Source organism: Frankia nepalensis, from assembly GCF_016786325.1.
Classification (GTDB): Bacteria; Actinomycetota; Actinomycetes; order Frankiales; family Frankiaceae; genus Pseudofrankia; species Pseudofrankia nepalensis.
The window spans coordinates 26,118-37,460 of record NZ_JADWYU010000190.1; the positions used below are offsets into that span (position 1 = coordinate 26,118).

Genomic DNA, 11,343 nt, shown 5'->3' on the forward strand with positions numbered 1-11,343 from the left:
GCGGATCACAGGATCGGGATCTAGCCGGAGTGATCAACGTGACAAAAGTCGGGGCGCCAGCCGCTGTCAGCGCTCAGGACTAGAATTCAAGACAGGCGTCGCATCCGGCGGACCAGCCGTCGTCATAGCCGTCGGAAAGGCCGTCCCAGTAGCCGTCGCTGTAGTCCGAGGCGTCCTTTGTGATAGCGGTGGTGGAGTGCGCGGGAGATGCGGCGGTCGCGGCGGTCGGTACTCCCACACCGGCGGTGGTCAGCAATGCCAGAATCGCGGCCGCCGTCATGCGACGGCACTTCGACGTAGTAGCCATGAACAGCTCCATCCTGTGACATCGGATCTCGTCCCCCAGACGGGGGAGCGGCGTCCGGAGACGGCCGCGCGGCGAGCGCGCCATCATCTCCCTTCCATTCGCCTGGCCGGAAATCCCCATGGAAGGCGATACCGAGGGTCGACGGCGGACTGGTCACGCGTCGTCATTTTTCCCGGGAGGCCGGACGCCAACCAGGCGCGCCCGTTTTATGGATGCTCCATGACCGGCTTGCCCGGGGAAAGACCCCTCTTATCTGCGCCGATCCCCCGGCGCGGCGCGAGTCCAGCCGGTCTGGGAAAGTCCCGTCCGATATGACTCATGTGCGGACGGCGCGCACATTCATTCGCAAGACTCCGGCATGTTTGCGTTCTGTCCGGCTTGTCGCGGGAAGCCGTGGAGGTTGAGCGCGGCGGCGGCGGTCTTGTGGGCGCGGCGGCCGGGCGGGATGTAGCGGTAGCCGGCGCGGCGGAGGACGTTGACGACGGCGCCGCGGAAGACGGCGAGGGACGCGCCTGTCCCTTTGACCGCGACACGTGGCCCAGCCGTGTCCACTCCCGCGAACCACCCACCACCAGTCCGACCTGGCAGACCCGGCATACCGGTCAACCTCAAACATGCCGGAGTCTTGGCGACCCAGCGGGGCGTGAAGGCGCTCGATCGGTGTAGGGCTGCAACTCGGCTGCTTGCAGGGCAACGGAGGGCTAACTGCATGCTGTCGCACCTCGGGCACGGACTGTGCGATGTCGGTCATCCGTGAGCAGATAGCCGGCGGGTTCCGGGAACCGATGGGTTCGTAGGAGCTGTCCGGCGCCTAGGCCGGCCTGGTGCCCGTCGGGGTGCGGGCGGCGGAGGAGCCAGCGATGACCATGACGGCGCATGTCATGACCGACGAGTCCGGGGAGGATGTGGCGGACAGATCGATCCTGCTGGTGGAGTTGCGGTTGGCGGATCGGAGGGAGATGCCGCGTTCGACCAGCAACTCCTCGACATCCCGGTACGACAGCGCGATCCCCAGGCACCAGCGACACCGAGCATGATCATTTCCGGCGGAAACCGGAACCCCGCGAACTCCGAGACCGCGCGGTGCCGGAGGCCGGGACCGGGTCCGGAAGCGGCAAGCTGGCGAGCGAGGGCTCAGCTCCGCGCGGCGGCCAGGTCGACGCGGCCCGTCGAGACGGCGGCGACCGCGCCTCCGTCGACGAGCAGGTCGATCCCGGTGATGAACGAGGCCGCGTCCGACAGGAGGAACTGCGCCGCGGCCGCGATGTCGTCCGGCGAGCCGAGCCGGCCGGTGCCCGAGGCCGCCACCATGGCGCGCATGCCGGCGCCCGACTCGCTCGCGAGCTCCTGCTGTCCCATCTTCGTGGAGATGACTCCGGGGCTGATCGAGTTGACCCGCGCGCCGCGCGCGCCCCAGGCGACGCTCGCGGCCCGGACCCGCAGCCAGTTGGCGCGCTTGGCGAAGGAGTACGCGTAACCGGCGGACCCGAACGCGTCCGGCGCCGTGAACGGCAGGTTCAGCAGGTCCTCGGTCGCGGTGTTGGCGAGCTGCGCCTCGACCTCGCGGGCCGGCGGGGGCGCGAGGTAGCTCGACATGCTGGAGATGATCACGCCGGCGCCGCCTGGCGCGATGACCTCGGCGAAGGCGTCGAGCACGAGCGCGGTGCCGAGCAGGTCGACCTTCAGGATCGCCTCGGTCGGCGCCTGGGTGGGCGAGACGCCGGCGGTGTGCACGACGTGCCGCACCGGGCCGAGGGCTTGGGCGGCCCGCGCGAGCGCGTAGACGGAATCCCGGGACGACACGTCCACGACCTGGGGAGTCACCTGCTGGCCCTCCTCCCGGAGGGTCTCGGTGACCGCGCTCAGCGCCGCCTCGTCGTAGTCGGCCAGCAGCACCGTCCTGCCCGCGCCGACCCGCCGGGCCACGGCCACACCCATACCGCCGGTACCGATGACGACCAGTACTTCGTTCGGCATGCCCGAGCTCCCTACACCCAGTTTCGAGACGATCATTCTCGAAACTCAGCGTACACCTCCCGCCCGCCCATCCTGTGCCCGCCCAGCCCGGCCCAGGCCTCTCCTAGACTCGGGCGGATGACAGGCGGGCGCCGGCGCAGCGAGACGTCGAGGCTGGCCATCCTCGACGCGGCGCGCGACCTGCTCCTCGAAGGCGGCTACGAACAGCTGACGATCGACGCCATCGCCGGCCGGGCGGGCGTCGGCAAGCAGACCATCTATCGCTGGTGGGGATCGAAGGGCGCCGTCGTCGCCGACGCCGCGCTCGAAGGCGGGCTCGCGCAGCCGCTGACCCCCCTGCCCGACACCGGCGACATCGAGACCGATCTGCGCCGGTGGCTGCGCGCCTGGACCGAGCACCTGACGACCGCGCAGGGCACCGGCCTCATCCTCGCCCTCACCGCGGCCACCGCCGACGACCACACCGTCGCCGACGTCCTCTTCGAGCGCTTCACCCAGCCGCACGAGCAACTCCTGCGCGACCGGCTCGAACGCGCCCGCGGGGCGGGCCAGCTCGCCTCCGACGCGCCGGTCCCGACGATCGCCAGCGTGCTCATCGGCTCGCTGCTCTACCGCGTCCTCACCCGCCAGGCACCGCCCACCGTCGACGACGCCGATCTGGTCGTGCGCCTGGTGCTGGGCGGCGCCGGCTGACGACGTCCGGCGCGGACCACGTCACCGGGCGACCGCGTCACCGCGCGGCTGAGCGACCGCGCGGCTGGGCGACCGGACGGCCGGAGGACGGGCGGTGCGCGCGCCCACCTGAAGCGCCCTCGCGGGGTCTCCGCGAGGATGCCTCGTCACGCGAGGTCGGCTCGGGTGGGAAGGGCTTCGTAGGCGCCGGGACGGGTGATGGTCAGCGCGGCGGCGGCCTGTGCCCGGTGCACGGCTTCGGCCTGGTCCGCCCGCGCGACGTGGTGGGCGGAGAAGATCGCGGTGAAGACGTCGCTGGCGCCGGTCGTGTCAAGGACCTCGGTGGGGTGCGCCGGGTAGGCGCGGGTCCGCGCGCCGTCGTAGACCGCGCAGCCACGTTCGGCCAGGGTGACGCAGACCAGCGGGACGGCGAGCGCCTCCCCGACGGCTTCGGCGAGCTTCTCGGCGGGGCCGGCGCGGCCCGGGTGGTCGTCGGGCAGGAGGGCGCGTGCCTCGGCCTCGTTCGGGATGAGGACGTCGACGAGATCCCAGCGCACGGCGTCGAACTGGGAGCGGTCGGCTGGGCGCGGCGCCGGGTTGACGATGACCGTGGTGCCCGCGGCGCGGGCGATCTCGGCGACGCGGGAGATCGGCTCGGGGGCCTCGAAGGTGAGCAGGACGGCGTCCGCGTCGCGAATGGCCTTCTCCGCGTGGGCGATGACCTCGGGCGTGACGGCGTACTCGTCGGGCGGACGCCAGACGAAGGCGTTGCGGCCGTCGGGGGCGGTGAACACGAGACAGGCCGGGGTTGGCACGGTCGGGTGCCGGGTGATCATGGTGACGTCGACGCCCTCGGCGGCGAGGGTCGCGTGCAACGACGATCCGACGGGGTCGACGCCAAGGACACCGACGGCCTGGACGTGGGCGCCGGCCCGGGCGAGGGTGACGGACTGGTTCAGGCCCTTGCCGCCCGGGATCGTCCGGATCGACTCGGGGCGCAGGTCGTCACCCCAGTCCGGGAGGCGCGGGGTGCTGATCAGACAGTCGACGTGGTAAGCGCCGACCACGACGAACCGCAGCTCGGACGTCGGTCGCGGTGCCGCGACGGGTTCGGCCCGGGTCACCGCGGGCTGGTGACGACGACCGGGGCGGCCAGAGCGACGAGCGCGGCGCGGCCGGCCTCGAGGCGGGCGGCGCGGTCCCGACCGGGCCCGCGATCCTCGTGGCCGGGACCGGTCGGGCGCCGCGAGCAGGCAGCGGACAGGCGGCACGCGAGGCGGCGCATCGTCGTCGACCTCCCCTTCCTCGAGTTGGCTGGGCGGTTGTCGGGGGCGAAGGACAAAGTAGCGAGCCGTGCCAGGGCGACGGTCCGACCGGGGAGGTCGCGGGCCGGTGACTGCCCGGACGGCACGTTGCTACGAGATGAACGACCGATAACGGACGACGGGCCCGCCCACCGGCAACCCTCCCCGTCACGCCATCGTCAGCCCCGACCCAACACTTTCGGGCCATGTAACACAAGCGTTACAGGCATCTGAGGCTCCGAAACTCTAGACGCATTGCAAGTGAAACGTGCCACTCCTAACCTCCCAGCAACTGCGCCCAAACCGGGGAAATTTGGATGATCACTTCCCGGGCAGGGGCCGACGCGGTGACGCCAACGGGCGTAGTGCCCGGGGCAAATGGAGGGGAGACAGGTTACTTGCGCGCAGACAGGCGTGTGCAGAGATTCGGCCGCTTCCGGAAGATGACGGGACTCGTCGCGGCCGCCAGCGCGGTGGTGCTCGTTCTCGGTGCGTGTGGTGGTGACGACGGAGACGAGACCCCGGCGCCCGGCGGTGGCACCACCGCCGCCGCCAGCGAGATCAAGGTTGGCCTGGCGTACGACATCGGCGGCCGGGGCGACAAGTCCTTCAACGACTCGGCGGCGGAGGGGCTCGACAAGGCCTCCGACGAGTTCGGTGTCGAGGCCACCGAGCTGGAGGCCGCCGAGGGTGAGACGGACGCGCAGAAGGAGGAGCGGCTGCGGCAGCTCGCCGACGCCGGCAACAACCCGATCATCGCGGTCGGCTTCGCCTACGCCACGGCGCTCGCCGCGGTGGCCCCCGAGTACCCGGACGTCAGCTTCGCGATCATCGACGACGCCACGCTCGTGGACGAGCCGAACGTCGCCAGCCTGACCTTCGCCGAGGAGCAGGGCTCCTTCCTCGTCGGCGCGATCGCGGCGCAGGCGTCGAAGACGAACAACATCGGGTTCGTGGGCGGCGTCGAGACCCCGCTGATCCACAAGTTCCAGGCCGGCTACGAGGCGGGTGCGAAGGCGGTCAAGCCGGACATCCAGATCCAGGTGACCTACCTGACCCAGCCGCCGGACTTCACCGGCTTCAACGACCCGGCCAAGGGCCAGACCGCGGCCGCCGGCATGTACGACAGCGGCGCCGACGTCGTGTACCACGCGGCGGGCGGTTCCGGTGGCGGTGTGTTCACCGCCGCGAAGGCCGGCGGCAAGCTCGCCATCGGCGTCGACGCGGACCAGTACCTGGGTGCCGCGCCGGATGTCCAGCCGGTCATCCTCACCTCGATGCTCAAGGAGGTGGACGTCGCCGTCTACGACATGATCAAGTCGTCCGTCGACGGCAAGCCGCTGACCGGGGCGAAGGTGTACGACCTGGAGGCCGGCGGCGTCGGCTTCTCGACGTCGAACAGCATCGTCGCGCCGTTCACCGCCACCGCCGAGGACTACGAGAAGAAGATCATCTCCGGGGAGATCGTCGTCCCGACCGAGGTGGGCGGCTGAGCCGGCCGTAGGGCCGAACACCTGGTGAGCCCGGTTGGGCTGGCCGGGCCGGCCGTGGCCAGGGCACTGGCCACGGCCGGCTCCGGTCGGGCCACCCCGGCCTGGCCACCGGACCGAACGGATCCCGGGTCGCGACGCGACCGGGCTCGCGCGGCCCGTTGAACGGTCGAGGCGCTACCTCGATCCGGCCAGAACGGCCGCGCGAGCAGCACGGGGCACGGGTTCCGGGCCTGTCCGGCGACAGCCGGGCACGGCCCGGAGCCCACGCCCCCATTCCCTCCATCCCACGAGGAGCGTCTCCCATCGGCACCGAGGGCAAGAAGTCGTCAGCTGCCGACGACACCGGCGCGCCGGGCGCCGGGCCGGCCACCGGCGACGGCGAGGTGACGGCCGCCGAGACCGCCAGCGCCGCCGAGACCGCCAGCGCCACCGCCACCGGCACCGAGCCGGCGGCCTTCGCCGTCGAGCTCCGCGACATCACCAAGACCTTCCCCGGCGTGGTCGCCAACCGGGACGTCTCCATCCGCGTCCGGCGCGGCTCCGTGCACGCGGTGGTCGGTGAGAACGGCGCAGGCAAGTCGACGCTGATGAAGACGCTGTACGGGATGCACCGTCCCGACTCGGGAACGATCCTCGTCGACGGCGCGGAGGTCACCCTGCACAGCCCGTCGGACGCGATCGCCCGCGGCATCGGCATGGTGCACCAGCATTTCAAGCTCGCCGAGAACCTGACCGTGCTCGAGAACGTAGTGCTCGGCGCGGAGCCGCGGCAGCGTGGCTGGCGCCGGTTCCTGCTCGACTCCCGCCGGGCGCGGGCCCGCATCGACGAGATCGCCACCCGCTACGGCCTCGACATCCGGCCCGGCGCCTACGTCCGTGACCTGGGCATCGGCGAACGGCAACGGGTCGAGATCCTCAAGGTGCTCTACCGGGGGGCGCGCACCCTCATTCTCGACGAGCCGACCGCGGTCCTCGTCCCGCAGGAGGTCACCGAGCTGTTCGGAGCGCTGCGGGACCTCGTCGACGAGGGCCTGTCCATCATCTTCATCTCGCACAAGCTCGACGAGGTGCTCACCGTCGCCGACGACATCACCGTGATCCGGCGCGGGACGACCGTCGGCACCGTGCGGCCGGCCGAGGTCACCACGCGGCAGCTCGCCGAGCTGATGGTCGGCAGCGAGCTGCCCTCGCCGGAGACCTCGGAGGACACCGTCACCGACGAGGTGGCGCTGACCGTCGAGGGCCTGACCGTCGACACCGAGGACGGCCGCCGGGCCGTGACCGACGTCAGCTTCATCGTGCGGCGCGGGGAGATCCTCGGCATCGCCGGCGTCGAGGGCAACGGCCAGGCCGAGCTGATCGAGGCTGTGATGGGCATCCGGCCCGCCGCCGCCGGCCGGGTGCTGCTCGGCGGGACCGACGTCACCGCGTGGCCGACGCGACGCCGCAGGGAGGCCGGCGTGGCCTACGTGCCCGAGGACCGGATCCGCTCCGGCATCCTCGTCGACTTCCCGCTGTGGGAGAACCGCGTACTCGGCCATCAGACCCAGCCGCCGTGCTCCCGCGCCGGCCTGCTGACGCCTTCCCCGGCGCGGGCCGACACCCGCCGGATCGTCGCCGAGTACGACGTGCGCACCCCGTCGGTGGAGGTCGCCGCCGGCGCGCTGTCCGGCGGCAACCAGCAGAAGCTGATCGTCGGCCGGGAGATGCGCGGCAGCCCGACGCTGCTGGTCGCGGCGCATCCGACCCGCGGGGTGGACGTCGGCGCCCAGGCCGCGATCTGGGACCAGCTGCGGGCGGCCCGCAGGGAAGGCCTGGCCGTGCTGCTGGTCAGCGCCGACCTGGACGAGCTGATCGGCCTGTCCGACACGCTGCGGGTCATCCTGCGCGGCCGGATCGTCGCCGAGGCCGACCCCGGCAGCGTCACCCCGGAGGACCTGGGGTCGGCGATGTCCGGCATGAGCGGCGTGACAGCCACGCCCACCACGGACACGGCCACGCCCACCACAGACTCGGCCGCCACCGACACGACCGCCACGGACACGGTCACCGCACCCGCCACGGACACGGCCGGGCCGGACACCGGCGACGCCGGGTCCGCGGCGGAGCCCGGGGAGGAGCGGTGACGGTGCCGAACCCCACGAAGCTGCTGACCTCGGTGGGCGCCGCGCTGGCCGCGCCGCTGCTGGCGCTGGTCACCGCGGTCACGGTGACGGTGCTGGTGCTGGTCGGCTCCGGCAGCGACCCGCTCGACGTCCTCGACACGATGGTCACGTACGCCGAGCGGCCACGGTCCCAGACGCTGATGGTCAACTCGGCGGTGACGTACTACTTCTCGGCGGTCGCGGTCGCGATCGGGTTCCGGATGAACCTGTTCAACATCGGCGTCGACGGGCAGTACCGGCTGGCCGCCCTCCTCGCGGCCGCCGCGGCGGCCGCGATCAGCCTGCCGCCGGTCCTGCACGTCGCGGTCACGCTGCTCATCGCGATGGGCGTGGGCGCGCTGTGGGCCGCCGTCGCGGCGCTGCTGAAGGTCTACCGCGGCGTCAGCGAGGTCATCTCGACCATCATGCTGAACTTCATCGCCACCGCGCTGATCGCCTACCTGCTGGCGCCGGGGCGGCTCGCGGTGCGCACCCCCGGTTCGAACAACATCGGCACCGAGACCATCCCGGCCTCCGGGCAGGTCCCCGGGATCTCGCTCGTCCCGGACTCGCCGCTGCGGGTCTACGGCCTGGCGATCCTCGCGGTCGTGGTCGGGGTCGGCTACTGGTTCCTGCTCTCGCGCACCCGGTTCGGCTTCGACCTGCGGGCCGCCGGCACCAGCGAGGACGCGGCGAGGTCCAGCGGCGTGCGGGTCGGCCGGATGATCATCATCGCGATGCTGCTGTCCGGCGCGGTCGCCGGGCTCGTCGGCATGCCGCAACTGCTCGGCGCGTCGCACACGTTCGCGATCGACTTCCCCGCCGGGCTCGGCTTCACCGGGATCGCGATCGCGCTGCTCGGCCGCAACCACCCCGTCGGCATCGCGATCGGCGCGCTGCTGTTCGGCTTCCTCGACAACGCGGCGACCTCGCTGGAGCTCCAGGGCGTCTCGCGGGACATCGTGCGGGTCACCCAGGGCGTCATCGTGCTCTCGGTCGTGGTGGCCTACGAGCTGGTACGGCGGCTGCGCACGCGAGCCGAGCAGCGGGAGGTCGCGCGGCGGCTGAGCGCGGCGGGGACGCCCGGCGGCCCCGGCACGCCGGGGGCACCCGGGTCGCCGGGCGCTCCCGGGTCGCCGGGGGCACCGCCGGGTGACCCGGGCGGGCCCGGGCGCCCCCCCGGCTCCGGCGGCACGCCGCCGGCCGCCCCCGTCCCACCCGTCCCGCCGACGCCGCAGGAGGTGGGCGCGTGACCACGGTCCTGACCCCCGCTCCCCCGCCCCCGCCGCCGGCCTCCGGGCCCGGCACGCCGTCCGCGTCGGGCCGGGGCTCCACGCCGGCGCCGCCGTGGCGCCGCGCCGTGGGCCCGCGCTGGCTGTGGGTCGCGTTCGGCGTCCTCGTCGTCGTGGCGTTCGCCCGGGTGCTGTCCGGGGCCGACCAGCTCACCTCGTCGGGCACCGTGTCGGCCGCGCTCGGCGCCACGGTCCCGATCGCGATGGCCGCGCTCGGCGGCATGTGGGCCGAGCGGGCCGGCGTGGTCAACATCGGCCTCGAGGGCATGATGATCCTCGGCACGTTCGGGGCCGGCTGCATCGGCTGGGAGCACGGGCCATGGGCCGGGCTGGTCGCGGCCGTCCTGTTCGGCGCGATCGGCGGGCTGGTGCACGCGATCGCCACGGTCACCTTCGGCGTCGATCACATCGTCAGCGGTGTGGCCATCAACATCCTCGGCCTGGGTGTCACCAAGTACCTGGCCGCCGAGCTGCTCGAAGGCACTCCGGGCGGCGGCCAGTCGCAGTCGCCGCCGATCGGCTCGGTCGCGCGGGTGTCGGTGCCCGGCATCGAGTCGGCGCTGCGGCCGGTCGAGAACCGGCACTGGTTCCTCGTCTCCGACCTGGCCGGGCTGCTGCGCGGCCTGCTCACCGACGTCTCGCTGTTCACGCTGATCGCGGTCGCGCTGGTGGTGCTCAGCGCGGTCATCCTGTGGCGGACCCCGTTCGGGCTGCGGCTGCGTTCGTGCGGTGAGGAGCCGCACGCCGCGGAGACGCTCGGCGTCAACGTGTACGCGTACAAGTACGCGGCGGTCGTGGTCTCCGGCGCGCTGGCCGGCTTCGGCGGGGCCTACCTCGCCGAGGTCGCGGCCAACATCTACCGGGAGGGCCAGACCGGCGGCCGGGGCTACATCGGCCTGGCATCGATGATCTTCGGCAACTGGCGGCCCGGCGGGCTCGCCGCCGGCGCCGGGCTCTTCGGCTACACCGACGCGCTGCAGTTGCGGAACGCGCCAGCCGTGCACGCGCTGCTGCTGGTCGCCGCGGTGCTGCTCGCCGCGGGCGGGCTGGTCATGCTGCTGCGGTGGTTCGGGATCCTCGGAGCCGGCGGTGGCCCCGGAAGCGTGGGCGGCGGCAACGGTGACGCGGGCGGCAAGGGCGGCGCCGTGGCCGGGAAGGCCGGCGGTCGCGGGGGGCGTCGGCGGATCGTGGTGGCCATCGCGTGCTTCGTGGCCGCCGGCGGGCTGGCCGCCTGGTACGCCGGCACCGACTCGCTGCCCGGCCAGGTCGTCACCGCCACTCCGTATGTGACCACGCTGCTGGTGCTGGCCTTCGCCTCGCAGCGGCTGCGGCCGCCGAAGGCGGACGGCCTCGTCTACCGGCGCGGCGAGGAGTAGCGCGGGGCCGGCCCCGCCAAGGCCGGCCCGGCCCGGATGCCAGCACTCGACATCGACAGGAGCGGGCGCGGCAGCTCGCGAAGAACACTCGGCCAGCCGGAAGATCGGGACCCGAGTGTTCTTCGCGGCGAGAGATGCCGTTTCGAGGGTCAAAGGGGCTGTGGTGAGCGGTGCTCAGATCGACGAGCAAGTCGTCGGCGAACTCGTGAGACTGGCGACGGAGGCCACGGAGTTCGCCTACGCGCCGTACTCGATGTTCCAGGTCGGCGCGGCGCTCCTGACCGGCGACGGCCGGTTCTACTCGGGCGCCAACGTGGAGAACCGGTCATACCCGATGTCGCTGTGCGCCGAGCGCGCGGCGGTGATCAAGGCCGTGACCGAGGGCAGGGGACCCCTGGAGATCGTCGCGGTCGCCGTCGCCGAGTCGAAGGGCGGGCCGTGCGCGCCGTGCGGCGGCTGCCGGCAGGTCATCTCCGAGTTCTCGCGGGCGGGCACGCTCCTGATCTACCGGGGCGTGGACGGCGCCTTCAGGCGGGTGACGATCGAGGAGGCGCTGCCGGACGCGCGCGCCTTTCTCACGGAGACGTCGCCTCTCACGGAGACGTCGCCGTGAGGGGTCCGAGGATGTGCTCGACCTCGGCGTGACCGGCGCCGGTGGGATGGTGGGGCCGCCCGGCTCGGCACATGTCGCCCAGCGGCGACGCCCCCAACGGGTGGTCATACCACTGGTCATGTCGGTGACGGCTGGCCGACCTGCTCGCGCGCGAGCAGGTCGGCC

At 72.6% G+C, this 11,343-nt stretch carries 10 protein-coding genes; 6 read left to right on the forward strand and 4 right to left on the reverse strand.

What is annotated here, in order from left to right; genetic code table 11:
• Positions 1-79: 79 nt before the first annotated feature.
• Both I6A81_RS28790 and I6A81_RS28795 read right to left on the reverse strand, forming a co-directional pair.
• Positions 80-319, reverse strand: coding sequence for a hypothetical protein (locus I6A81_RS28790; RefSeq protein WP_203004062.1), 240 nt, complete (start codon positions 317-319; stop codon positions 80-82).
• Positions 320-1,441: 1,122 nt separating this feature from the next.
• Positions 1,442-2,284, reverse strand: a complete 843-nt coding sequence (locus I6A81_RS28795) for an SDR family oxidoreductase (RefSeq protein ID WP_203004063.1) — start codon at positions 2,282-2,284, stop codon at positions 1,442-1,444.
• A gap of 117 nt (positions 2,285-2,401) precedes the next feature.
• Between I6A81_RS28795 and I6A81_RS28800 the strand changes: the two genes are divergently transcribed.
• Positions 2,402-2,977, forward strand: a complete 576-nt coding sequence (locus I6A81_RS28800) for a TetR/AcrR family transcriptional regulator (protein WP_203004064.1) — start codon at positions 2,402-2,404, stop codon at positions 2,975-2,977.
• A gap of 146 nt (positions 2,978-3,123) precedes the next feature.
• On the opposite strand, the gene I6A81_RS28805 is transcribed toward I6A81_RS28800, so the two are convergent.
• Positions 3,124-4,080 carry a PfkB family carbohydrate kinase gene (locus I6A81_RS28805; protein ID WP_203004065.1) on the reverse strand — a complete coding sequence of 319 codons (957 nt, stop codon included), beginning with the start codon at positions 4,078-4,080 and terminating at the stop codon, positions 3,124-3,126.
• A gap of 623 nt (positions 4,081-4,703) precedes the next feature.
• On the opposite strand from I6A81_RS28805, the gene I6A81_RS28810 reads away from it, so the two are divergent.
• From I6A81_RS28810 to I6A81_RS28830, 5 genes are all read left to right on the forward strand, one after another.
• Positions 4,704-5,753 carry a BMP family lipoprotein gene (locus I6A81_RS28810; RefSeq protein WP_203004066.1) on the forward strand — a complete coding sequence of 350 codons (1,050 nt, stop codon included), beginning with the start codon at positions 4,704-4,706 and terminating at the stop codon, positions 5,751-5,753.
• Between the two features lie 497 nt (positions 5,754-6,250).
• A complete protein-coding gene (locus I6A81_RS28815; RefSeq protein ID WP_203006944.1) occupies positions 6,251-7,879 on the forward strand; it encodes an ABC transporter ATP-binding protein in 1,629 nt (542 codons plus the stop codon).
• Entirely contained in the window at positions 7,876-9,150 is a 1,275-nt protein-coding gene (locus I6A81_RS28820) for an ABC transporter permease (protein ID WP_203010365.1), read from the forward strand. The genes I6A81_RS28815 and I6A81_RS28820 overlap by 4 nt, the downstream gene beginning before the upstream one ends.
• Entirely contained in the window at positions 9,147-10,565 is a 1,419-nt protein-coding gene (locus I6A81_RS28825) for an ABC transporter permease (RefSeq protein ID WP_307874989.1), read from the forward strand. Before I6A81_RS28820 ends, I6A81_RS28825 begins: the two co-directional genes overlap by 4 nt.
• A gap of 163 nt (positions 10,566-10,728) precedes the next feature.
• The gene (locus I6A81_RS28830) at positions 10,729-11,178 is read left to right on the forward strand and encodes a cytidine deaminase (RefSeq protein ID WP_203008351.1); all 450 of its coding nucleotides are present in this window, start codon (positions 10,729-10,731) and stop codon (positions 11,176-11,178) included.
• Here I6A81_RS28830 and I6A81_RS44035 read toward each other — a convergent pair.
• Positions 11,159-11,343, reverse strand: a 185-nt coding sequence (locus I6A81_RS44035; RefSeq protein WP_238441567.1) for a hypothetical protein, incomplete at its 5' end; no start/stop codon positions are given. The two genes, I6A81_RS28830 and I6A81_RS44035, sit on opposite strands and share 20 nt — an antisense overlap.